Origin of the sequence: Pseudomonas chaetocerotis (assembly GCF_015712105.2) — a bacterium.
GTDB classification, from domain to species: domain Bacteria; phylum Pseudomonadota; class Gammaproteobacteria; order Pseudomonadales; family Pseudomonadaceae; genus Aquipseudomonas; species Aquipseudomonas chaetocerotis.
This window is the reverse complement of the sequence record NZ_JACFYX020000003.1, coordinates 347535-369642: the sequence shown is the minus strand read 5'-3', so window position 1 is coordinate 369642 and position 22108 is coordinate 347535. Positions and strand designations below refer to the sequence as shown.

The following is a 22108-nucleotide window of genomic DNA, read 5'->3' as shown; positions in this document are numbered from 1 at the left end:
CGTGCTGGCTCCTCGCAGGGTGCGCTGCGCGCACCCTGCGGCGAGTGCAATCTAAAATCCGAGCGGTCAGTAGATCGCCTGATACAGCTTGCGGCGGTAGGTGGTGACCAGCGGGTGGTCGCCGCCGAGCAGGTCGAACACCTGCAGCAGGGTCTTGTGCGGCAAGCCGTCGCTGTAGGCGCGATTGCGCACGAACAGCTTGAGTAGGCCGTCCAGTGCGGCCTCGTACTGCTGGCGCGCCAGCTGTTGCACGGCCAGCTGATACACCGCTTCGTCGTCCTCGGCGTTCTGTGCCAGACGGCTTTTCAGTGTGGCGGCGTCAGGCAGGTCGACGGCCTGACGCAGGAAGGTCAGTTGCGCCTTGGCGCCGGCCAGCGCCTGTTTGTGTTCGTCGCCCTTGACCGCATTGAGGACGGTTTCCGCTTCGCCCAACTCGCCGCGTTCGGCCAGGCAGCGCGCGTAGAGAATCAGCGCGGCCGCATGCTCGTTGTCTTCCGTCAGTACCTGTTTGAGCAGCGCTTCGGTTTCGGCAAAACGTCCTTCGGCGAACAGTGCCTGGGCGGCTTCCATCGGATCGGCTGCAGCGGGAACCGGTTCGGCGACATGGGGTTTGAGCATCTCGCGGATCGCCGCTTCCGGTTGCGCGCCGGCGAAACCGTCCACTGGCTGGCCGTTCTTGAACAGCACCACGGTCGGCAGGCTGCGAATGCCGAAGCGCATGACGATATCCTGCTCGATATCGCAGTTGACCTTTGCCAGCAGCAATTCACCGGCGTACTCCTCAGTGATCTTCGCCAGCATCGGCATCAGCGCCTTGCACGGTGCGCACCACTCGGCCCAGAAGTCCACCAGCACCGGTTTGTGGAAGGAGTTCTCGATCACCAGTTGCTCGAAGCTGGCGGCGCCGGCGATGTCGAAGATGTAAGGGGAGTCGCTCATGATCGGTCTCGAAAAAGTAAGGGCAATGGCTTATTAATGCGGGCGGGTGGCTGGCGAAACAAGGGGGCGCCGATATTGCCTGTAGCCCGGATGCAATCCGTGGATGGCCGGCCCCCTGTCTCCCGGATTACATCCGAGCTATGTCGGTCGTCGCGCATGATACAGGCTGACTTCGCGGAATTGCGCCGGCTCGGCCAGGTCCGGCCAGGTGCAGCCATCCAGCACTGTCAGGTGCTGGTAGAGCGGATGCTGGAAGTCCTTGACCCGTGAATCGGCCACCAGCGCCTGGCGCCCGCGGCTTAAAAAGTGATCGAGCAGTGGAAGGTTGGCACGATCGTAAAGCACGTCGGCCACCAGGATCAGGTCGTAGCGATCCGCTTCGGCGAAGAAATCTGCCGAGTAGTTCAGCGTCACGCCATTGAGTTCGGCATTGGCACGGCAGGCGGCCAGCGCCACGGGGTCGAGGTCGCAGGCTACCACCTCGGCGGCACCGGCCTTGGCTGCGGCGATGGCTGCCACACCGGAACCTGCGCCGAAATCCAGCACGCGTTTGCCGCGCACCCACTCGGGGCGCTCGGCCAGCCAGCGCGCCAGCACCAGGCCGCTGGCCCAGCAGAAGCACCAGTAGGGCGGCTCTTCGAGGATGCGCCGGGTTTCCTCGGGGTTGAAAGCGCGATCCATGTTGCTGGCATCGATCAGCCACAGGGCGATATCGGTACCTGGCAGGGTTTCGGCCACCAGGCGGGCGTCGCCGAGCAGTTCGCTCAGTGCCTGCGTTAAGGGGGCGGGTGGCCTCATGGCGCCGGCACCAGATGCAGCGCGCCGAGGTCCTGATCGCTCAGATCGGCGATGCTGCGCGCCGGCAGACGTTGCACCAGCCGCCCGGCTTGACTGACGCGGCCGCGCAGTTCCAGGCGCAGATTCTGAGGCGCCTGCTGCGTGTTCAGCGGCAGATGGAACGGCAGCGCTTCGCCGTTGCCACGCAGATGAACCTGGCCGAACAGGGCACGTGGCCTGCCGCGCATATCCACGCCCAACAGTGCCAGGTCGACATCGGCGCCAGCGGCGACGCCAAGCAACTCGCCGCGCAGGCCAGGGCCCAGCGTCAGCGCAGCGCTGGGTGCTACCGGTGCAGGTGCTGGCATAGGCGGCGCAGTGTTCGTGGGCTCGCTGGCGCAGGCGGCAAGCAGGCCGCTCAGGGCCAGTGGCAGGAGGGGCAGGTATCGGTTCATGGCATGTACGGCTCTTGGAGGTGCGTCCCCATAGCTTAATTTGTCTTGCTGCCTCTATGCGCTACCATGACGCCTTTGCCGCCACTAGCCCGCGCCTGCCATGCATTGTCCCTTCTGCGCCGCCAACGACACCAAGGTCATCGATTCCCGCCTGGTCGCCGAGGGCGATCAGGTCCGCCGCCGCCGTGAATGCGTGGCCTGCGGCGAGCGTTTCACCACGTTCGAAACCGCCGAGCTGGTGATGCCGCGCCTGATCAAACAGGATGGCAGCCGTCAGCCCTTCGATGAAGAGAAGCTGCGCGCTGGCATGCAGCGTGCGCTGGAAAAGCGTCCGGTAAGTGTCGAGCGCCTGGAAGAGGCCATCGCCCGCATCAAGCAGCAACTGCGTGCCACCGGCGAGCGCGAGGTGAAGTCGCTGGTGCTCGGCGAGCTGGTGATGACCGAGCTGAGCAAGCTCGACGAGGTGGCGTACATCCGTTTCGCCTCGGTCTACCGACGTTTCCAGGACCTCAACGAATTCCGCGAGGAAATCGAGCGCCTAGCCCGCGAACCGTCGAAAAGCCGATGAGCGAACGCGATCACTTGTTCATGGCGCGTGCCCTGAAGCTGGCGCGCAAAGGCCTCTACTCCACTCATCCCAATCCGCGGGTCGGCTGCGTCATCGTGCGTGATGGCGAGATCGTCGGCGAGGGCTGGCATGCCCGTGCCGGTGAGCCGCACGCCGAGGTGCACGCCCTGCGCCAGGCCGGCGAACGGGCACGTGGGGCCACTGCCTACGTCACTCTGGAACCCTGCAGCCACCACGGGCGTACGCCGCCCTGCGCCGATGCGCTGGTCGCCGCCGGTGTTGGCCGGGTGGTCGCGGCGATGCAGGACCCCAATCCGCAGGTGGCTGGTCGCGGCCTGTTGCGCCTGGCCAATGCCGGTATCGACGTGCTGTCCGGCGTGCTGGAGGCCGAGGCGCGAGCACTCAATGCCGGTTTCATCAAACGTATGGAGAGCGGGTTGCCGTTGGTGCGGGTCAAGTCGGCGATGAGTCTGGATGGTCGCACGGCCATGGCCAGCGGTGAGAGTCAGTGGATCACCGGCCCGGCGGCGCGCGCCGAGGTGCAGCGCTTGCGCGCGCAGTCCAGCGTGGTGCTCAGCGGCGCCGACACCGTGCTGGCGGACGATGCCCGGCTGACTGTACGTCCCGACGAACTGGGCCTGGGCGTCGAAGCCACTTTCATGGCGGCTTCTCGGCCGCCGTTGAGGGTGTTGGTCGATGGCCGTCTGCGCGTGCCGCTGAGCAAGGCCTTCTTCCAGGTCGGCCCGGCGCTGGTGGCCACCTGCGCTGCCGCCGTTGCGCGTGATCGCTATCTGGCCGATGGCCACGAACTGCTCGCGGTGCCGGGCAGCAATGGCCATGTCGACCTGCGCAAGCTCTTGCTGGAGCTGGCTGGCCGGGGCGTCAACGACGTACTGGTCGAGGCCGGGCCGCGTCTGGCCGGCGCCTTTGCCCGTGCCGGGTTGGTGGACGAGTACCGGATCTTCATCGCGCCCAAGCTGCTGGGCTCCAGTGCGCGGCCGCTGTTCGAGCTGCCGCTCAACCGCATGGCCGAGGCGCCGGAACTGCAGATTCTCGATATTCGCGCCGTCGGCGACGATTGGCAGATCACTGCAGTACCCAAGGCCAGGTAGGGTGCGCCGCAGTTTTCTCCAAGTCCTCCCTGCCTGGTGGCAGCGACTCGAACGGGCACGGGAGCAGGCGCTGGCCTGGCAAATAGGCGGTTAGCCCCGGTGCGCACAGCGCACCCTACGGGACTGAAATTACCGCTTTTCGTAGGGTGCGCCGTGCGCACCGCGGTTGCCGCAGTTTTCCCACATGCTCCTTGTCAGGTGGCAACGATTCGAGCTTGCACGAGACCAGGCGCTGGCCTGGCATATTGGCGGATGACCCTGGTGCGCGCAGCGCAACCTACAGGCCATGCAGCGCAGCGATAAATATGGTAAAACGCCACGCGGTCATTTCAGATGACCGCAACGTTCTCAGGGCGGGGTGAAATTCCCCACCGGCGGTAATGGTTCGCAGAACCTAGCCCGCGAGCGCTCGCCACGGCACCTGCCGTGCGAGGTCCAGCAGACCCGGTGTGATTCCGGGGCCGACGGTATAGTCCGGATAAAGAGAGAGCGGGATTCCCTCCACGGGCGCCTCGTGCGTGTCCGCGAAATCCCTATCGATCGGCATTGCCCTGTTTTTGACCAAAACAGGAGTTCGTCCATGCTGTTCAGAAATACCTTCAACGTGAAACCGGAGGGCTTATGTTCACCGGCATAATCGAAGCCATCGGCAGCATTCGCGCCATGACGCCCAAGGGGGGCGACGTGCGTGTCTACGTGGCCACCGGCAAGCTTGATCTGGGTGACGTCAAACTCGGCGATAGCATCGCCGTCAACGGCGTGTGCCTGACCGCTGTGGAACTGCCTGGCGACGGCTTCTGGGCCGACGTCAGCCGCGAGACGCTGGCGCGCACCGCCTTCGTCGATCTCAAGCCCGGCAGTGCGGTGAACCTGGAAAAGGCGCTGACGCCCACCAGCCGCCTCGGCGGGCATCTGGTCAGTGGCCACGTCGACGGCGTTGGCGAAATCGTCTCGCGCGCCGAAAACGCCCGTGCCGTGCAGTTCACGGTGCGCGCCCCGCGTGAGCTGGCCAAGTACATCGCGCACAAGGGGTCGATCACTGTCGACGGCACCAGCCTGACCGTCAACGCGGTCGATGGCGCCGAATTCGAATTGACCATCGTGCCGCACACCCTGGCCGAGACCATCATGGTCGACTACCAGGCCGGGCGTAAGGTCAACCTCGAGGTCGACCTGCTTGCGCGTTATCTGGAGCGCCTGCTGCTCGGCGACAAGGCCGCAGAATCCAAAGCCTCGGGCCTGACCGAGAGCTTTCTCGCCGAACACGGCTACCTGAAGAATTGAGGAGACGCCCCGATGGCGCTCAATACCGCTGAAGAACTGATCGAAGACATCCGCGCCGGCAAGATGGTCATCCTCATGGATGACGAGGACCGTGAGAACGAAGGCGACATCATCATCGCCTCCGAATGCGTCACCGCCGAGCACATCAACTTCATGGCCCGCTTCGCCCGTGGCCTGATCTGCATGCCGATGACCCGTGAGCGCTGCGAACTGCTCAAGCTGCCGCTGATGGCACCGCGCAACGGCTCCGGCTTCGGCACCAAGTTCACCGTCTCCATCGAGGCGGCCGAGGGCGTGACCACCGGCATCTCCGCCGCCGACCGCGCGCGCACCGTACAGGCTGCCGTGGCACGCAACGCCGTGGCCGAGGACATCGTCAGCCCGGGTCATATTTTCCCGTTGATGGCTCAGCCCGGCGGTGTATTGGCGCGTGCTGGTCACACCGAAGCGGCCTGCGACCTGGCGCGCATGGGCGGTTTCGAACCGAGCGGGGTGATCTGCGAGATCATGAACGACGACGGCACCATGGCGCGTCGCCCGGAGCTGGAGAAGTTCGCCGAAGAGCACGGTCTGAAGATCGGCACCATCGCCGACCTGATCCACTACCGTCTGATCCACGAGCGCACCGTCGAGCGCATCAGCGAACAGCCGCTGGACACCGAACTGGGCCAGTTCAACCTGGTGACCTACCGCGATGGCGTGGAGAACACCGCGCACATGGCGCTGACCCTGGGCACCATCTGCGCCGAAGAGCCGACTCTGGTGCGCGTGCACAACATGGACCCGCTGCGCGACCTGTTCATGGTCAACCAGCCGGGGCGCTGGAGCATGCGTGCAGCGATGGCGGAAGTGGCCAAGGCTGGCAGCGGCGTGGTGCTGCTGCTGGGCAATCCTCTGACCGGGCCGGAGTTGCTGGCGCTGATCAGCCGCCAGCAGCCGGCCAATCCGGCGACCTACAGCACGGTGGGCGCCGGCTCGCAGATTCTGCGCGACCTTGGCGTACGCAAGATGCGCCTGATGAGTTCGCCGATGAAGTTCAACGCGATATCCGGCTTCGACCTTGAGGTTGTAGAATACCTGCCTTCTAAATAAGAAGTGGCTCGACAGAGCCGCATCTGATGACCCTCTCCCTCCGGGAGAGGGTGTCCGCAGGGTGGGAGAGGGAATTGTGGCCAACGCCGAACCCTCTCCCCCGGCCCCTCTCCCACAAGGGGGAGGGGAGCAAAAAAACGCTCCCCAAGGAGCACGAATTTTATTTTCGGAGCGCACCGCCGCTCCGGCTCTTTAACCCATGTGAGACCCGTCATGACCCTGAAGACCATCGAAGGTACCTTCATCGCCCCGAAGGGCAAATACGCCCTGGTGGTAGGCCGTTTCAACAGCTTCGTCGTCGAGAGCCTGGTCAGTGGCGCCATCGACGCCCTGGTTCGCCACGGCGTGAGCGAGAGCGATATCACCATCATCCGCGCGCCGGGTGCCTTCGAGATTCCGCTGGTTACCCAGAAGGTCGCTCAGCGTGGCGAGTTCGCGGCAATCATTGCCCTGGGCGCGGTCATTCGTGGCGGCACTCCGCACTTCGAGTACGTCGCAGGCGAATGCACCAAGGGCCTGGCCCAGGTTTCCATGGAATACGGCGTACCGGTCGCCTTCGGCGTCCTGACTGTTGACTCCATCGAACAAGCCATCGAACGTTCCGGCACCAAGGCGGGTAACAAGGGTGCCGAAGCTGCGCTGTCTGCCCTGGAAATGGTCAGCCTGCTGGCGCAGTTGGAGGCCAAGTGAGCAACTCCGGTAACGGCCAGCCGGCCAAGAAAGGCCCCAGCGGCAAGATCCTCGCGCGCCGTGAGGCCCGCACCCTGGCCATGCAGGCCCTGTACTCCTGGCACATCGCCGGGCAGCCGCTGAACGAGATCGAAGCGCAGTTCCGCGTCGACAACGATTTCAGCAAGGTCGACGGCGCCTATTTCCACGAGATCCTGCACGGCGTGCCGCGGCAGAAGACCGAGCTGGACGAGGCCTTCACGCCCTTGCTCGATCGTCCGCTGGGAGAGATTGATCCGGTCGAGCTGGCCATCCTGCGCCTGTCCACCTACGAGCTGAAGAACCGCGTCGACGTCCCCTACAAGGTGGTGATCAACGAAGGTATCGAGCTGGCCAAGGTGTTCGGTGCCACCGACGGACACAAGTTCGTCAACGGCATCCTCGACAAGCTCGCGCCCAAGCTGCGTGCCGCCGAAGTCAACGCCAACAAGCGGTGAATGAGTTCGAGCTGATCCGTCGCTACTTCGCCGCCGCCCGTTGTGCTCAGGGTGGCGACGGCGTGGTTCTCGGTATTGGTGATGACTGCGCACTGCTGGCGTTGCCCGCCGGTGAACAGCTGGCGGTTTCCACCGACACCTTGGTCGCCGGGGTGCATTTCCCCGAAGCCTGCGATGCCTTTCTTCTCGGTCAGCGCGCGCTGGCTGTTTCCGCCAGTGATCTGGCCGCCATGGGCGCTACGCCGCTGGCCTTTACCCTCGCCCTGACCCTGCCGAGCGCCAATGAAACCTGGCTGGCCGAGTTCGCTCGCGGCCTGCAACTGATGGCGCAGAACTGCTCACTGGCGCTGGTCGGTGGCGATACCACGCGTGGCCCGTTGAGCCTGACGCTGACCGTGTTTGGCCGCGTGCCGTCCGGGCAGGCGCTGTTGCGTAGCGGCGCCCGTGTCGGCGATCTGCTCTGCGTCGGTGGCGAGCTGGGTGACGCCGCTGGCGCGTTGCCGCTGGTGTTGGGTCAACGTGAGGCAGCTCCTGAAGTCGCCGAGCCCTTGCTGGCGCGTTACTGGTCACCGCAGCCGCAACTGGCCCTGGGCCAGGCCTTGCGCGGGCGGGCCACGGCCGCGCTGGATATTTCCGACGGCCTGTTGGCCGACTGCGGGCATATCGCCAAGGCCTCACAGGTCGCCCTTGAGATCGAGATGGAGCAAGTTCCGCTGTCTGCAGCGCTGCGCGCTTTCGCGGGTGAAGAACAGGCTCGGATCTGCGCATTGGGCGGTGGCGACGACTACCGCCTGGCCTTTACCCTGCCGCCAGCCCTGCTCGCCGACCTGCAGGCCGATTGGCCTGATGTACGGGTTATCGGCCGTGTGCTGGCCGGCTCTGGGGTACAGTTGCTGGATGCTGCCGACCAGCCCATCGATCCGCCGCGTGGCGGCTACCAACATTTCTGACAGGACGGAGTGCGCGTGACCGATCACCCCAACCAGGTTCCCGCCGAATACGTACCGCCCTCGGTGTGGCGCAATCCCTGGCACTTCATCGCCTTCGGCTTCGGCTCCGGCACCCTGCCCAAGGCGCCCGGCACCTGGGGTTCGCTGGTCGCGCTGCCGTTCGTACCGCTATGGCAGATGTTGCCGGACTGGGGCTACTGGTTGATGCTCGGCGTGACCATGCTGTTCGGCTTCTGGCTGTGCGGCAAGGTTGCCGACGACCTGCGCGTGCACGACCACGAAGGCATCGTCTGGGATGAAATGGTCGGTATGTGGATCACCCTGTGGCTGGTGCCCGAGGGGTGGGTCTGGTTGCTGCTAGGCTTTCTCATGTTTCGTCTGTTCGACATCGTCAAACCCTGGCCGATTCACTGGATCGACCGCCACGTACATGGTGGTGTCGGCATCATGCTCGATGATGTCATTGCCGGGGTCTTCGCCTGGTTGGCGATGCAAGGATTGGTCTGGGGCTGGGCCAATTATGGAGCCGGGCTGGGTTTCTAAGGAGTGCGCATGCGCATGAGGCAAGTCTGGCTGGGGATGCTCCTGATGCTCTCTGCCTTGTCTGGTGCCCAGGCACAGAGCGAGCTGCCAGGTGAAATACGCCTGGCCAGTGAGGTCTGGGAGGCCTATACCGAAGCCGATGGTAGCGGTCTGGGCTGGGATGTGATGCGCGAGGTGTTCGAGCCGGCAGGCGTCCGTCTGGATATTCACAGCGTGCCATACACCCGTTCTGTCGGGTTGGTGCAGCGTGGCGAAGCCGATGCCTGGGTCGGTTCCTATCGTGACGAGGTCGAGGGACCGGTGTTCTACCCCAAGCACCCCTATGATCGTGATCAGATCGTCGCACTTGGCCTCAAGGACAAGCCGGTGCCGACTCTCGACAGCTTGGGCAAGTACCGGCTGGTCTGGGTGCGAGGCTACGGTTACGAGGAATATCTGCCGAATGTGCGCGACTACCGGGAAGTACAGCGGCGCGACGGTATCCTCGGCATGCTCGAACTGGGCCACGCGGATTTCTATATCGATGCCCGTCCCGAGGTCGACTACGTGCTGAGCCGGGCCGCCAAGCCGCAGCAATACCGGGTGACGAATCTGACGCAGTTGCCGCTGTATCTAGGTTTTGCCGATACGCCACGTGGTCATGCCCTGGCCGAACTCTTCGATCAGCGTATGACGCAGCTGATCGCCAGCGGTGAGCTGCGGCCGATCTTCGAGCGCTGGCAGCAACCCTATCCCTTCGACTGAGCCGGGAGGCCTTCATACATGCAACCTCGTCACTGTCTCGTCGCGCTGGCGCTGCTATGTGCGAGTTCTTCCTGGGCGGCCTCTCAGGTTCAGGTGGTCGGCCTGTTTCCCGGCGCGGCGGTGGTCAATGTCGATGGTCAGCGCAAGCTGGTGCGGATCGGACAGACCGGTCCGGGCGGGGTAGAAGTAGTCAGCGTCGACAAGCAGGGCGCAGTGCTGCGTGTCGATGGCGTCGAGCGCGTCTATCCACTGAGTCGCGAATACAGTGCCGGTTTCGCCGAGCCGGTAAGGAAACGCTTGAGCATCGCCAAGGGCATCGGTGGACATTACTGGGTAGCCGGTTCGGTCAACGGCCAGACGGTGCAGTTTCTGGTCGATACCGGCGCCACCTCGGTGGCGCTCAACGATGCGCATGCCAAGCGTCTGGGTATCGATTACCGGGTCAGTGGTCGGCCTTTGCAGGTCAATACTGCCAGCGGCGTGGCCCGTGGCTGGCGAGTGATGCTGGATCGGGTCAAAGTCGGCGATCTCGAGGTGCTCGGCGTCGAAGCTGTGGTGCTAGAGGGAAATGCACCGCATGAAGCCCTGCTGGGCATGAGCTTCCTCGGCCGGGTTGGCTGGCGCGAGGAGCAGGGCATGCTGGTGCTCGAGTCCAAGCTTTGAAATTGCCATTGACCGTTTCGATACTGATGATCGGCAATTCTGACTGACCCGCCAGCGAGGGCTGCTGATACAATGCCGGCCCTGTTTCGTACTCATTGCCAGGAGTATCCGGTGTCCGTCGTGTTCGTCGCCGCCTCCCAACTGCCCACCCCCTTCGGTGTGTTCACCATGCACGGTTTCCTCGACGAGGCCACCGGCAAGGAACATGTCGCCCTGACCTTCGGCAACGTCGCCGACGGTGCCCCGGTGCTTGGCCGTCTGCATTCCGAATGCCTGACCGGCGACGCGCTGTTCAGCCTGCGTTGCGACTGCGGTGCGCAGTTGCAGGCGGCGCTGCAGGCCATCGCCAACGAAGGCCGTGGCGTGCTGCTGTATCTGCGTCAGGAGGGCCGTGGCATTGGCCTGCTGAACAAGATCCGCGCCTATGAGCTGCAGGACGGCGGTGCCGATACGGTGGAAGCCAACGAGCGCCTGGGTTTCGGCGCCGACCAGCGTGATTACGCCATCTGCCTGCCGATGCTCGAGCACCTGGGTATCGACAGTCTCAAGCTGATGACCAATAACCCGCGCAAGGTCAAGGCGCTGGGCGACATGGGCATCGCCGTGGATCATCGTGTTCCGCTGCAGATTGCGCACAACCCCTACAACAAGCGCTACCTCGCCACCAAGGCCGGCAAGCTCGGCCATATGCTGGGCAATCAGCACCAGGGCGAGACCGAGGAAAGCCTGTGACCCGAGGCCAGGTAAAGCGCCGTCTGGCGCTGGCCTGGTGGCGTCAGCTGGGCGTGGCGCTGGCGCCCCTGTTTGTGTTCAACCTGCTGTTTGGCGGCGGCGGTCCCACGGTGCTGGCCATGCCGCTGTTCATCGCCGGTATGGCTGCGATGTTCGTCAGCCTGCCGTTGTTCTCCGCCTACAAGCGCGCACTGATCGCCACTGAAAAAGCACTCGACAGCGACGACGAGCCCGCCGCCTGGCTGGAGCTGGATCGTGTGCGTTTGCGCGCCCTGCTTGGCGCTGCCCTGCCGGCGTGGATCGCGGCGCTGGCGGTGCTGGCTGGCCTCGAGGCGATCCCGCTGGTATTGCTGGCGCTGTCGTCCATCGTGTTGCACGGTCTCTACCGCATACCTCGCCAGTTGGGCTGATGCGCACGCTGCTGCTCGCGCTTTGCCTGCTGGCGCTGCCGCTGACAGCCGCCGAGCGGGTGATCAGCCTGGCCCCCTCGCTCAGTGAAATCATGCTCGATCTGGATGCCGCCGACTTGCTGGTTGGCGTGCTCGAAGGTGATCAGCATCCTGCCGCGCTGGCGCATCTGCCAACGGTTGGCCGTTATGGCCAGCTGGAATTCGAGCGGCTGTTGCAGCTGGCGCCGGATCTGATCCTCATCGCGCCTGGCAGCGTGCCATCGGCGCAGCACGCGCAGTTGCAGCGCTTTGGCATCGACCTGCTGATCGTCGAGCCGCAGCGCCTCGAGCAGCTCGGGGAAGCTTTCGTGCGGATTGGCGAGCGGGTGGGCCGGGCAGAGCAGGGGCAGCGCTTGGCGGCCGAATTTCGCGCTGAGCTTGATACGCTGCGCCAGCGCTACCGGCGCGAGCAGCCCCTGACGGTGTTCTACCAGGTCTGGCACCAACCGCTTTACACCATCGGTGGCGAGCAATTGATCGGTGACGCCTTGCAGGTCTGCGGCGCGCGCAACCTGTTTGACGATCTAGCGCAGCCGGCGCCGCAGGTCAGCGTCGAGGCGGTGTTGGCGCGTGATCCGGACGTGATTCTTGGCGGCAGCAATGCCGAACTCACAGCCTGGCAGGCCTGGCCGCAGCTGCATGCAGTGCGGCTGGGACAGGTCTGGGCGGTACCGGACAAGGGCCTGGAACGGCCTAGCCGGCAGATGTTGGGGGCCATCGAGCAGTTGTGTGAGCGGATGGCGGGGGCGCGGTAGCCCGAAGCCCTTGGTGCGCACGGCGCCCCCTACAGCGGTCGTAGGGGGCGCCGTGCGCACCGAGGTCAGAGTTGCGGCGTCCAGGTTACGGCGAAGAGCGCAGTGCGGCCGGCGCTGTTGTAGCCGAAACGGCCATTGGGTGTGCTGTAGGTCGCTTCTGCGTAATCCTTGTCCAGCAGGTTATCCAGCTTCAGGCTCAGGCCCAGTTCCTCGTTGGCCTGCCAGGCGGCGCGTAGGCTGAGCAGGCCGTAGCCGCTCATGTCGCGCTGGTTTTCGGCATCATCGTAGCGACCACTGATCGCACGCCAGCCAGCACCGAGTGAGACATCGCCGAAGCGGCGGTCGACATCCAGGCTCAGCGTGCGTTTGGCCCGGCGCTGCAAGGTATGGCCGCTGTTGCGGTCACGTGGGTCGATCAAGGCCAGAGCGAGATTGGCCTGCCAGCCGAACAGCTCCTGCTGCACGGCCGCTTCGAAGCCATTGATCCGCGCAGTCTGGACGTTCTGCGGAATGAAATTTTCGTCCAGGACGATGGCATCTTCGATTTCGGTTCGATACAAGGACGCCTGCAATGAACCTGTGTCGCTGTAGCGGCTGCGCCATTGCAGCTCGTAGCTTTCGGAGCGCTCGGCTTGCAGGTCGGGGTTGCCGTACCACTGATCGTAGAGGTCATTGAAAGTCGGCGCACGGAAGCCTTCGCTATAGGACAGGATCAGGTCGTTGGCGCTGTTCAGGGGCAGGGTCAATGCCGCGTTCCAGGTGTTCTCGCTGCCGAACTGCTGGTTGTCGTCGTGACGAAGCCCCAGCTCGGTAGAAAATGTTTCGCCGGTGTAACGATGCTGGACGAAGGCCGCTCGGTTCCAGCGTGAGTCCTCGGCGAAGGCCGCGCTGCTGTGCAGGCGATCCTCGTACCAGTCGGCACCGACCAGCAGTTGCTGGTTATCGCTGAGCGTCAGGGTATTTACCCAGCTCACAGCGTCTCGATAGGTGGTGTAGGTAAAGAATGAATAGTCTGGCGCTGCCGGCGAGTCATCACCGCTATCGCGCTGGTCTTTGCTGTGGCCTATTTCCAGACGGCTGTTCCAGCGCTCGTTGAGCTGGCCATCGATGAAACCGGAAAGGCTGCTGACCTGAAAGTCCGTTGTCGGAAGCAGGCCGGTAAAGACGTCGTCGTATTCCACCTGTCCGCGCTGATCGAGTGCGCTGAAGCCAGCCTGTAGATCATCATTGAAGTGGTGCGACAGATTCAGGCTGAGCGAGCGGTTGCGGTAGGCGTCGTCGTCGCCATTGGTGCCGAAACCGTCGCGGGTCGCGTCAATGCCGGCTGTCTCGTCCAGGGCGGCGCCGAGGTGAAAGCGAGTGTGCTCGTCACCGCCGGAGAGGCCAAGGCTGCGCTGGTAGGTGCTGTCGCTGCCAGCCGCCAGGCGCGCGTAGGGCTTGAGGCCAGGGCCGTCGCCCTGGCGAGTGAAGATCTGAATCACCCCGCCAATGGCGTCGGAGCCGTAGAGTGCCGAACGGGCGCCACGGACCACTTCGATGCGTTCGATCTGTTCGGGAGCGAGAAACTCCAGGCTGCTGGTGCCGCTGGAGGCCGCCGCGATGCGTTGACCGTCGACCAGGACCAGGGTTTGTGCCGTGCTGGTGCCACGCAGGAACACGCCAGTCTGGCTGCCGGCACCGCCAGTGCGGACCACGCTGAGGCCTGGCACGCGTTCCAGCAGTTCGACAACGCTGCTGACTTGCAGGCGTTCGATATCCTGGCGAGTAAATACACTGGTTGCTGCTGTGGCCTGCGTTTGCGGCTCGGCCAGGCGGCCCGAAGTGATAACCAGAGGCTCGCTTAGATACGGCTCGGCAGCCAGCAGGGCAGCAGGCATGAAGCTGATGGCCAGAGCCAGACGAGACAGTTTCATTATTTTTCCTCAACGGTCGGCAGACGTTCGAGGAAGGCAGGCGCAAGCGCGGGCAGGGCAGCGCTTGACCGTGTCGCCCTCCGCAACACCAGTCGCACCGCCTTGGCCGGTCTCCGGGCTCTCGACCCGCGTCCGCCTTCCCAGGCCTGGCCCAGTGGCTGTTGGACGCGGCGCAAGCTCAGCGCTTGCTGTCGATTACCGTTGCGGGGGCAGCGTCGGCATCGCACCGACTTCCCGTTTAACGCCGCTTGCGCAGCACACCCTGGCGGAACATGAATGGCGCGCACCTTAGTGCGCGCGAGTATGAATGACAAGCAAGCCGCGCTCATTCAGCGATGAGCGGGCTTCATGCTCAGGCCTAGAGCAGGCTCAGGCGCTCGCGTACCGCGCGTTCGATACCCGCGTCGTCGAGACCGCATTCGGCGAGCATCTGGCTGGGCTTGGCGTGCTCGACGTAGTAGTCCGGCAGGCCCAGGTGCAGCACCGGTACCTGGCGATTTTCTGCAGCGAAGAATTCGCTGACCGCGCTGCCGGCGCCGCCCATGATGCTGTTTTCCTCGAGGGTCACCAGCAGCTCATGGTTGCCTGCCAGTTCGCGTAGCAGGGTTTCGTCCAGGGGTTTTACGAAGCGCATGTCGACTACAGTGGCATCCAGCGTTTCACCCACGCGCAGGGCTTCGGCCAGTTGCACGCCGAAGGCCAGCAGGGCGACGCCCTTGCCCCAGCGGCGCACGACCGCCTTGCCGATTTCCAGCGGCTCCAGGCCTGCATCGAGCGCTGCGTTGGGGCCGGTGCCGCGCGGGTAGCGCACGGCGGCCGGGCCGTCGAACAGGTGGCCGGTGGTGAGCATGCGGCGCAACTCGTTTTCGTCGCTCGGAGTCATCACCAGCATGCCGGGAATGCAGCGCAGGTAGGACAGGTCGAAGCTGCCGGCGTGGGTCGGACCGTCTTCGCCGACCAAGCCGGCGCGGTCGATGGCGAACAGCACGTCGAGGTGCTGCACGGCAACGTCGTGGATCAGTTGGTCATAGGCACGCTGGAGGAAGGTGGAATAGATCGCCACCACCGGCTTGGCGCCTTCACAGGCCATGCCGGCCGCGAGGGTCACGGCGTGCTGCTCGGCAATCGCCACGTCGAAGTAGCGCTGGGGGAAGCGCTCGCTGAAGGCCACCAGATCGGAACCTTCCTTCATCGCCGGGGTGATGCCGACCAGACGGTTGTCTGCCGCAGCCATGTCGCACAGCCACTGGCCGAACACGTTGGAGTATTTCGGGCCAGCCGGCTTTTTGGGGGCCGCGCTGGGGGTGACGGGTTCGAGCTTGGTAATGGCGTGGTAGCCGATGGGGTCGACCTCGGCCGGGGCGAAACCCTTGCCTTTCTTGGTCACCACATGGAGGAACTGCGGGCCGTCGAGGTCGCGCATGTTACGCAGGGTGGCGAGCAGGGTGGGCAAATCGTGGCCGTCGATGGGGCCGACGTAGTTCCAGCCCAGTTCCTCGAACAGGGTGCCGGGCACCAGCATGCCCTTGGCGTGTTCCTCGACCTTGCGCGCGATTTCCCAGGCACCGGGCAGGCGCGAGAGGATCTTCTTGCTGCCTTCACGCATGCTGGCGTAGGTGCGGCTGGAGATGATCTTGGCCAGGTAGTTGGACAGGCCGCCGACGTTCTTGGAGATCGACATGTCGTTGTCGTTGAGGATCACCAGCATGTTGGCGCCGACGTCGGTGGCGTGGTTCAGCGCCTCGAAGGCCATGCCGGCGGTCAGCGCGCCGTCGCCGATCACCGCCACGCTCTTGCGCTTCTCGCCCTTCAGACGGGCGGCGATGGCCATGCCCAGGGCGGCGCTGATGCTGGTGCTGGAGTGGCCGACACCGAAGGTGTCGTACTCGCTCTCGCTGCGGCGCGGGAAGGCGGCCAGGCCATCCTTCTGGCGCAGCGTGCCCATGCGCTCGCGACGGCCGGTGAGAATCTTGTGTGGGTAGGCCTGATGGCCGACGTCCCACACCAGGCGGTCATCGGGGGTGTCGAAGACATAGTGCAGGGCGATGGTCAGTTCGATCACGCCTAGGCCGGCACCGAAGTGCCCGCCGCTCTGGCCGACGCTGTAGAGCAGGTACTGGCGCAGTTCGTCGGCGAGGGTTTCCAGGTCCGCTTCGGCCAGGCGGCGCAGCTCGTCCGGCGTGTTGGCGCTGTCCAGCAGCGGCGTCAGCGGGCGCTCGCGGGGGATCTCGTGGAAAGTGGTCGGCATCAGGCGAATCGTTATAGGTGTAAAAAGATGCGGCAGTTTACCCGAAAAAGGTGGCTGCAAGCTTCACGCCCCGTGCGACAAGCCAGCCTCCTCGCACGGGGCCCCTACCAGGTATCGACGAACGGCCGCTTGCGACGCTCGCGCCGCACCTGGCGCGGTGTGGCTGCCAGCCCGCGCAACAGCCAGGCGCGGCTGTCAGCCGGGTCGATCACGGCGTCGATCTCAAGATAACTGGCCATGTTCAGCGCCTTGCCGTTTTCGTAGGCCTTGGCCACCAGTTTGTCGAACAGCGCCTGGCGTGCGACGTCGTCCGATTGGGCCGCCAGCTCCTTGGCGAAGCCCAGGCGCACCGCGCCTTCGAGGCCCATGGCGCCGAATTCGCCACTGGGCCAGGCGGCGGTGAACAGCGGCGAATGGAAGCTGCCGGCAGCCATGGCCTGGGCACCGAGGCCATAGCCCTTGCGCAGCACCAGGGTAAAGAAGGGCACCGTGAGGCTGGCGGCGGTGACGAACAGACGCGAGACGTGACGCACCGTGGCCTGCTTCTCTGCCTCCGGGCCGACCATGAAACCGGGGGTATCGCACAGTGAAACGATGGGCAAATCGTGTGCCTCGCACAGCTGCAAAAAGCGTGCAGCCTTGTCGCCGGCCACCGCATCGATGGCACCGCCCAGGTGTGCGGGGTTATTGGCGATCAGGCCGAAGGGCTTGCCCTCGATGCGGATCAGCGCGGTGATCAGGCCGGGTGCGAACTGACGGCGCAGCTCCAGCACGCTGCGGTGATCGGCCAGCAGTTCGATCACCTTGCGCATGTCGTATACGCGCAGGCGATTCTCCGGGATCACCTGGCGCAGTTCGAGGGTATCGCTGCACTGCCAGTCGCTGAGCGGGCCCTGGAAATAACCCAGGTACTGCTTGGCTATGGCGACCGCTGCGGCCTCGTCTTCGACCAGCACGTCGATCACGCCATTTGGGCCCTGAACACTGGTCGGGCCGACCTGCTCGGGTTTGAAGCTGCCGAGGCCGCCACCTTCGATCATCGCTGGGCCGGCCATGCCAATGCTGGCGTTACGGGTGGCAATGATCACGTCGCAGCAGCCGAGCAGCGCCGCGTTGCCGGCGAAGCAGCGACCGGAGACGACACCCACCGTCGGTACCAGGCCGGAGAGCTTGGCCATCGCGACGAAGGTGTGGCAATCCAGCCCGGCCACGCCGACGAAATCGGTATCGCCCGGCCGCCCGCCGCCGCCTTCGGCGAACAGCACCACGGGCAGGCGCCATTGTTCGGCCAGGGCCAGCATGCGGTCGGTCTTCTTGTGGTTCATCACGCCCTGGGTGCCGGCGAATACCGTGTAGTCGTAGGCGATGGCCATGCAGCGCGCGGCCTCGGCGCCGAACTGCGCAGCGCATACCGTGCCGATAACGGCGACCAGGCCATCGGCCGGACTCAGCTCCTGCAGTTCCTCGGGCGAGCGCCGACGGCGCTGGGCGGCCAGGGCCATGGCGCCGTATTCGATAAGGCTGCCTTCATCGAGCAGGTCCGCGAGGTTCTCCCGGACAGTGCGCTGGCCGGTCTTGCGCCGCTTGGCCACGGCTTCGGGGCGGCGCGCGTCGGTCAGGCGCGCGTGGCGTTCCAGCACCTCGGCCAGATCGGCCCGGATATGCGCCAGGTCAACCGCCTGCTCACCGTAGGCGTCGAGGCCGTCCACCTCGGCTGGCTCAACGAACAGCAGCGCCTGGCCTTCGCCGATGGCGTCACCCGGCGCCACGGTCAGCGCGCGGACGATGCCGCTGTGCTCGGCCTTGACCTCGAACTCCATTTTCATCGCTTCCAGCACGGCGATGGGCTGGCCGGCGGCTATGGCATCGCCCTCGGCCACCGTCAGGCTGACCAGCACGCCGGCGCTGGGCGCGTTCAGCGCCAGGGTGCCGGGCGGGGCGTCGACAGTATCCTTGGCGCTTTGTGCAGATGCGTCGCCGGCGAAGTAATGGTGTGGATGCGCCTGTTCGCGGGCGGCGAGCAGCTTGCCCAAGTGACGCTCGACGTAGGTGGTATCGACTCGGTTGGCGATCACCTCGTCGCGCTGCAGCAGGTTCTGCAGCAGGTGCAGGTTGCTCGCCACGCCTTCGATGCGGAACTCGCACAGTGCCCGGTAGGCACGGCGCAGAGCGCCGGGGTAGTCGCCGGCGCTGGCGATCAGCTTGGCCACCAGCGAGTCGTAGGCCGGGCTGACGGCGTAGCCAGCATAGCCACAACCATCCACACGCAGGCCGGGGCCACAGGGCGGTTGGTAGGCGGCGAGCACACCGGCAGCCGGGCGCGCGGTACCGTCGGCGAGCAGGGTTTCCAGGTTCAGGCGCAGCTGCACGGCACAGCCTTTCGGCGCGGCCGGAGTGAGCAGGCCCAGCTCGTACAGGCTTTTACCGGCGGCCAGGTGCAATTGCGTGTGTAGCAGGTCGACACCGGTGACCTGCTCGGTAACGGTGTGCTCCACCTGCACGCGCGGGTTGGCTTCCATGAAGTAGAAGTGCCCCGGCTGGTCGAGGTCGAGCAGGAACTCGAAGGTTCCGATGCCGCGATACTGCACCTCGGCCGCCAGGCGCAGTGCGCTGGTGATGATCGCGTCACGGGTGGGCACATCCAGATCCGGACTGGGTGCAATCTCTACCAGCTTCTGGTGGCGGCGCTGCAGGCTGCAGTCGCGTTCCCACAGGTGGCTGACCGCGCCGCTGCCGTCGCCGAGCACCTGCACTTCGATATGCCGGACGCGGCGCACGCGCTTCTCCACGTACAGTGCGCCGCTGCCGAAGGCCCCCTGGGCCTCTGAGGTGCAGCGGGCGAAAGCCTCGGCCAGTTGCGCGGCATCGTCCACCGCTCGCATGCCGCGTCCGCCGCCACCGGCCAGGGCCTTGAGCATCACGCTGCCGTGCTCGGCGAGAAAGTCTGCGGCCTGCTCCAGCGTCACCGCCTGGTTGATGCCGGGCACCAGCGGCACCGAACAGCGTTCGGCCAGGTCGCGGGCGGCGGCCTTGTCGCCGAACAACTGCAGGGTTTCTGGCGAAGGGCCAATGAAGGTCAACCCGGCTGCCTGGCAGCGACGGGCGAACTCGGCGTTCTCGGCGAGAAAGCCATAGCCGGGATGGACGGCGGTGCAGCCCTGCTCGCGGGCAATGGCGATCAGCTGGTCCATGTCCAGATACGCGGCCACGCCTCGCCCTGCGAGCGGCACTGCCAGATCCGCCTTGCGTGTGTGCAGGCAGGCACCGTCATCTTCGGCATACACCGCGACACTGCGGATGCCGAGATCGGCACAGGCCTGGGTGATGCGAATGGCGATCTCGCCGCGGTTGGCGATCAGCAGGGCGGGGAAGGGCATGGCGGCTCCAGACGTCTTGTCGTTATGGAGCCATCTTAGGCGGTCGGAGAGAGGGGTAAAGCAAGCCTCATGTGGCGATCATGCGGCCATAGATGGCAATGATGACGCGGTCGTAGGGGGCGCCGTGCGCACCGGTCAGATTCTAGCTGCGTCGTTCGACGATGTAGCGCGCCAGCTCGCGCAGCGGTTCGGCGCTGTTGTCGAACGGGCGCAGCACGTGCAGGGCCTGGTCGCGCAGCTCCAGGGCATAGTCCTTGGCCGCGTCGAGGCCGAGCAGTGCAGGGTAAGTGGGTTTGTCGTGGGCTTCGTCCTTGCCCTGGGTCTTGCCCAGGGTGGCGGTGTCGCTCTCCACGTCGAGGATGTCGTCCTGCACCTGGAAGGCCAGGCCGATGGCGCGGGCGTATTGCCGCAGGGCCTTGTGCGCGAGCTCGTCGGTGTTGCCACTGGCCAGGGCGCCGAGCGCCACGCTGGCCTCGATCAGCGCGCCAGTCTTGTGCCGGTGCATCACTTCCAGCGCCTGCTGGTCGAGCCTCTGGCCGACCGAGCCGAGGTCGATGGCCTGGCCGCCGACCATGCCGGCCGGGCCAGCAGCCTGGCTCAGCAATTCGATCATCTGCAGTCGCGTCTCGGCATCCTGCGGATTGCGCCGGCGGTCGGCGAGCACTTCAAAGGCCAGGCTTTGCAGACCATCGCCGGCAAGGATGGCACTGGCTTCGTCGAAGGCCTTGTGGGTGGTCGGCTGGCCGCGACGCAGATCGTCGTCGTCCATCGCCGGCAGATCGTCATGCACCAGCGAGTAGGCGTGAATCAGTTCCACCGCACAGGCGGCACCATCGGCCCGTTCGAGATCACCGTCGAGAGCCTCGCAAGCGGCATAGACCAGCAGCGGGCGCACACGCTTGCCACCGTTCATCACGCTGTAGCGCATGGCCTGGTAGAGGCGCTCGAGTTCCGTGCGTGGTGCTTGAAACAGCGTTTCCAGTGCCGTGTCGACGCGGGTCTGGCAGCGTTTCTGATACGCCGCAATCATGCGGGCTCGTCCGTGTCGAAGGGCGCGGGCTGCAACTCGCCGTCGCGCTCGAGCAGGATCTGCACTTTCTGCTCGGCCTGGGCCAGGGCGGCCTGGCATTCGCGGGTCAGGCCGATGCCCTGTTCGAAGGCGGTCAGCGAGTCTTCCAGCGACAGCTCGCCGCTCTCCATGCGCTCGACCAGCGTCTGCAGTTCGGCGAGGGAGTGTTCGAAGTCAGGGGCGGCTTTCTTGCGGGCCATGGCGGCGGGTCTCGGGCAACGTATAAACGGGCGCGACACTAGCAGAGGCTTGCTGCTCGGGCAAATCAGCGGGGCAGCAGGTGTGCTGGCCGAGGGCGCAGTCCGGGATTGGGATCTGAGTAGAGTGCGCCGCGCGCACCGTCGTGGAACCCTGGTGCGCACGGCGCACCCTACGGCCCGAGCACGCTGCGGCGGCAATGGCTTGTACCACGATGTCCCCGGTAGGGTGCGTCGTGCACATCGGCTCTACCTCGGATGCGGTTTTTGGTGCGCATGGCGCATCCCACGGTCTATCCCAGATAGGTGCTCCAGAAGTAGTACAGCGTCATCGCGCTGCCGACCAGGATGACGAAGCTGCGCAGCAGTGCCGGTGGCAGTTTTTCGCCCAGTGCGCCGCCGGCATAACCACCCAGGGTGGCGCCGGTGAGCAGGATCGCCAGCTCGTACCAGCTGACTCGGCCGGCGATGACGAAGGTCAGCGTGGCGATGCTGTAGATCACTGCCGAGATCAGGTTTTTCAGTGCGTTGGCGCGGGCCAGCGGGTGACCTTCGATGGAAAACGCAGCCAGCTGCAGGATACCCATGCCGGCGCCGAAATAGCCCCCGTAGATCGATACGCCAATGTGTGCACTCAGCGACAACGGCGTGTGCGGTGGATGCTCGGCTGCCTTGCGTCGTGCCGCCAGCGCACGGCCCAGCCAGGGGCTGGCAGCGAACAGAGCAGTGGCCGCCAGCAACAGCCAGGGAATCAGCACGCGGAACACGTCATCGCCGCCGGCCAGCAGCAACAGGCCACCGAGCAGGCCGCCAGCCAGGCCGGCCAGCAGCAGCGGAATCAGGTAACGGCCCAGTGGGCGCAGCGAGGCACGTGCAGCCCAGGCGCCGGCCAGGCTGGCCGGCCACAGCGCCACGGCGTTGGTGGCATTGGCCGTCACCGGCGGCAGGCCGGCGGCGAGCAGGGCCGGGAAGGAGAAAAAGGTGCCGCCGCCGGCCAGGGCATTCATGCCCCCAGCGGCGAAACCGGCGAGGGCCAACAGCAGCAGATCGAACAGAGTCATCAGGCAGGCTCGCA

General features: G+C 65.3%; 22 protein-coding genes and 2 riboswitches. Of the genes, 13 read left to right on the top strand and 9 right to left on the bottom strand.

Annotated features, from left to right (window positions below; genetic code table 11):
* Positions 1-66: 66 nt before the first annotated feature.
* The 3 genes from trxA to H3221_RS07985 form a co-directional block, all read right to left on the bottom strand.
* The gene (gene trxA, locus H3221_RS07995) at positions 67-939 is read right to left on the bottom strand and encodes a thioredoxin (protein ID WP_196473369.1); all 873 of its coding nucleotides are present in this window, start codon (positions 937-939) and stop codon (positions 67-69) included.
* Positions 940-1077: 138 nt separating this feature from the next.
* Positions 1078-1737, bottom strand: a complete 660-nt coding sequence (locus tag H3221_RS07990; protein WP_196473370.1) for a class I SAM-dependent methyltransferase — start codon at positions 1735-1737, stop codon at positions 1078-1080.
* Complete coding sequence (locus tag H3221_RS07985) at positions 1734-2171, bottom strand: hypothetical protein (RefSeq protein ID WP_196473371.1); 438 nt, start codon at positions 2169-2171, stop codon at positions 1734-1736. Before H3221_RS07985 ends, H3221_RS07990 begins: the two co-directional genes overlap by 4 nt.
* Positions 2172-2271: 100 nt before the next feature.
* Between H3221_RS07985 and nrdR the strand changes: the two genes are divergently transcribed.
* From nrdR to H3221_RS07920, 13 genes are all read left to right on the top strand, one after another.
* Positions 2272-2739, top strand: coding sequence for a transcriptional regulator NrdR (gene nrdR / locus H3221_RS07980; protein WP_003243991.1), 468 nt, complete (start codon positions 2272-2274; stop codon positions 2737-2739).
* Complete coding sequence (gene ribD, locus H3221_RS07975) at positions 2736-3851, top strand: bifunctional diaminohydroxyphosphoribosylaminopyrimidine deaminase/5-amino-6-(5-phosphoribosylamino)uracil reductase RibD (protein WP_196473372.1); 1116 nt, start codon at positions 2736-2738, stop codon at positions 3849-3851. The genes nrdR and ribD overlap by 4 nt, the downstream gene beginning before the upstream one ends.
* Before the next feature lie 340 nt (positions 3852-4191).
* Positions 4192-4346, top strand: a riboswitch (FMN riboswitch).
* Positions 4347-4472: 126 nt separating this feature from the next.
* Complete coding sequence (locus H3221_RS07970; RefSeq protein WP_196473373.1) at positions 4473-5135, top strand: riboflavin synthase; 663 nt, start codon at positions 4473-4475, stop codon at positions 5133-5135.
* A gap of 12 nt (positions 5136-5147) precedes the next feature.
* The gene (gene ribBA / locus H3221_RS07965; RefSeq protein WP_160016992.1) at positions 5148-6227 is read left to right on the top strand and encodes a bifunctional 3,4-dihydroxy-2-butanone-4-phosphate synthase/GTP cyclohydrolase II; all 1080 of its coding nucleotides are present in this window, start codon (positions 5148-5150) and stop codon (positions 6225-6227) included.
* Positions 6228-6440: 213 nt separating this feature from the next.
* Positions 6441-6917 (top strand): 6,7-dimethyl-8-ribityllumazine synthase, encoded by a 477-nt coding sequence (gene ribH, locus H3221_RS07960; RefSeq protein ID WP_003243999.1) that lies wholly within the window; start codon positions 6441-6443, stop codon positions 6915-6917.
* Positions 6914-7393, top strand: coding sequence for a transcription antitermination factor NusB (gene nusB / locus H3221_RS07955; protein WP_160016993.1), 480 nt, complete (start codon positions 6914-6916; stop codon positions 7391-7393). The genes ribH and nusB overlap by 4 nt, the downstream gene beginning before the upstream one ends.
* Complete coding sequence (gene thiL, locus H3221_RS07950) at positions 7390-8343, top strand: thiamine-phosphate kinase (RefSeq protein ID WP_196473374.1); 954 nt, start codon at positions 7390-7392, stop codon at positions 8341-8343. Before nusB ends, thiL begins: the two co-directional genes overlap by 4 nt.
* A 15-nt stretch (positions 8344-8358) precedes the next feature.
* Positions 8359-8886, top strand: a complete 528-nt coding sequence (locus H3221_RS07945) for a phosphatidylglycerophosphatase A family protein (RefSeq protein ID WP_143509410.1) — start codon at positions 8359-8361, stop codon at positions 8884-8886.
* A gap of 9 nt (positions 8887-8895) precedes the next feature.
* Positions 8896-9630, top strand: a complete 735-nt coding sequence (locus tag H3221_RS07940) for a substrate-binding periplasmic protein (protein ID WP_196473375.1) — start codon at positions 8896-8898, stop codon at positions 9628-9630.
* A gap of 18 nt (positions 9631-9648) precedes the next feature.
* The gene (locus tag H3221_RS07935) at positions 9649-10293 is read left to right on the top strand and encodes a retropepsin-like aspartic protease family protein (protein WP_196473376.1); all 645 of its coding nucleotides are present in this window, start codon (positions 9649-9651) and stop codon (positions 10291-10293) included.
* Between the two features lie 111 nt (positions 10294-10404).
* A complete protein-coding gene (gene ribA / locus H3221_RS07930; RefSeq protein WP_017675575.1) occupies positions 10405-11025 on the top strand; it encodes a GTP cyclohydrolase II in 621 nt (206 codons plus the stop codon).
* On the top strand, positions 11022-11435 hold the full coding sequence (locus tag H3221_RS07925) for an MFS transporter (protein WP_160016999.1): 414 nt from the start codon (positions 11022-11024) through the stop codon (positions 11433-11435). The genes ribA and H3221_RS07925 overlap by 4 nt, the downstream gene beginning before the upstream one ends.
* Positions 11435-12229: a cobalamin-binding protein gene (locus H3221_RS07920; protein ID WP_196473377.1), complete on the top strand. Its 795-nt coding sequence runs from the start codon at positions 11435-11437 to the stop codon at positions 12227-12229. Before H3221_RS07925 ends, H3221_RS07920 begins: the two co-directional genes overlap by 1 nt.
* Before the next feature lie 65 nt (positions 12230-12294).
* Here the strand turns inward: H3221_RS07920 and H3221_RS07915 are convergent, their stop codons facing one another.
* The 6 genes from H3221_RS07915 to H3221_RS07890 all read right to left on the bottom strand — a co-directional run bounded on the left by H3221_RS07915 (position 12295) and on the right by H3221_RS07890 (position 22094).
* The gene (locus tag H3221_RS07915) at positions 12295-14142 is read right to left on the bottom strand and encodes a TonB-dependent receptor domain-containing protein (protein ID WP_196473378.1); all 1848 of its coding nucleotides are present in this window, start codon (positions 14140-14142) and stop codon (positions 12295-12297) included.
* Between the two features lie 87 nt (positions 14143-14229).
* Positions 14230-14422: riboswitch (cobalamin riboswitch) on the bottom strand.
* A gap of 78 nt (positions 14423-14500) precedes the next feature.
* A complete protein-coding gene (gene dxs / locus H3221_RS07910; protein WP_196473379.1) occupies positions 14501-16390 on the bottom strand; it encodes a 1-deoxy-D-xylulose-5-phosphate synthase in 1890 nt (629 codons plus the stop codon).
* 104 nt (positions 16391-16494) lie between these two features.
* Positions 16495-19767 (bottom strand): acetyl-CoA carboxylase family protein, encoded by a 3273-nt coding sequence (locus H3221_RS07905; protein WP_196473380.1) that lies wholly within the window; start codon positions 19765-19767, stop codon positions 16495-16497.
* Positions 19768-19909: 142 nt separating this feature from the next.
* Positions 19910-20797, bottom strand: coding sequence for a polyprenyl synthetase family protein (locus H3221_RS07900; protein WP_196473381.1), 888 nt, complete (start codon positions 20795-20797; stop codon positions 19910-19912).
* On the bottom strand, positions 20794-21036 hold the full coding sequence (locus tag H3221_RS07895; RefSeq protein WP_024309614.1) for an exodeoxyribonuclease VII small subunit: 243 nt from the start codon (positions 21034-21036) through the stop codon (positions 20794-20796). The genes H3221_RS07900 and H3221_RS07895 overlap by 4 nt, the downstream gene beginning before the upstream one ends.
* A 290-nt stretch (positions 21037-21326) precedes the next feature.
* Positions 21327-22094 carry a sulfite exporter TauE/SafE family protein gene (locus H3221_RS07890; RefSeq protein ID WP_196473382.1) on the bottom strand — a complete coding sequence of 256 codons (768 nt, stop codon included), beginning with the start codon at positions 22092-22094 and terminating at the stop codon, positions 21327-21329.
* Positions 22095-22108 lie beyond the last annotated feature (14 nt).

Coding starts and splice junctions, on each gene's coding strand:
- H3221_RS07905 (WP_196473380.1), bottom strand. CDS start 19,767: ATGCCCTTCCCCGCCCTGCTGATCGCCAACCGCGGCGAGATCGCCATT.
- ribH (WP_003243999.1), top strand. CDS start 6,441: ATGACCCTGAAGACCATCGAAGGTACCTTCATCGCCCCGAAGGGCAAA.
- trxA (WP_196473369.1), bottom strand. CDS start 939: ATGAGCGACTCCCCTTACATCTTCGACATCGCCGGCGCCGCCAGCTTC.
- H3221_RS07890 (WP_196473382.1), bottom strand. CDS start 22,094: ATGACTCTGTTCGATCTGCTGCTGTTGGCCCTCGCCGGTTTCGCCGCT.
- H3221_RS07900 (WP_196473381.1), bottom strand. CDS start 20,797: ATGATTGCGGCGTATCAGAAACGCTGCCAGACCCGCGTCGACACGGCA.
- ribD (WP_196473372.1), top strand. CDS start 2,736: ATGAGCGAACGCGATCACTTGTTCATGGCGCGTGCCCTGAAGCTGGCG.
- nrdR (WP_003243991.1), top strand. CDS start 2,272: ATGCATTGTCCCTTCTGCGCCGCCAACGACACCAAGGTCATCGATTCC.
- H3221_RS07970 (WP_196473373.1), top strand. CDS start 4,473: ATGTTCACCGGCATAATCGAAGCCATCGGCAGCATTCGCGCCATGACG.
- ribBA (WP_160016992.1), top strand. CDS start 5,148: ATGGCGCTCAATACCGCTGAAGAACTGATCGAAGACATCCGCGCCGGC.
- H3221_RS07990 (WP_196473370.1), bottom strand. CDS start 1,737: ATGAGGCCACCCGCCCCCTTAACGCAGGCACTGAGCGAACTGCTCGGC.
- H3221_RS07985 (WP_196473371.1), bottom strand. CDS start 2,171: ATGAACCGATACCTGCCCCTCCTGCCACTGGCCCTGAGCGGCCTGCTT.
- H3221_RS07920 (WP_196473377.1), top strand. CDS start 11,435: ATGCGCACGCTGCTGCTCGCGCTTTGCCTGCTGGCGCTGCCGCTGACA.
- H3221_RS07915 (WP_196473378.1), bottom strand. CDS start 14,142: ATGAAACTGTCTCGTCTGGCTCTGGCCATCAGCTTCATGCCTGCTGCC.
- dxs (WP_196473379.1), bottom strand. CDS start 16,390: ATGCCGACCACTTTCCACGAGATCCCCCGCGAGCGCCCGCTGACGCCG.
- H3221_RS07935 (WP_196473376.1), top strand. CDS start 9,649: ATGCAACCTCGTCACTGTCTCGTCGCGCTGGCGCTGCTATGTGCGAGT.
- H3221_RS07895 (WP_024309614.1), bottom strand. CDS start 21,036: ATGGCCCGCAAGAAAGCCGCCCCTGACTTCGAACACTCCCTCGCCGAA.
- H3221_RS07940 (WP_196473375.1), top strand. CDS start 8,896: ATGCGCATGAGGCAAGTCTGGCTGGGGATGCTCCTGATGCTCTCTGCC.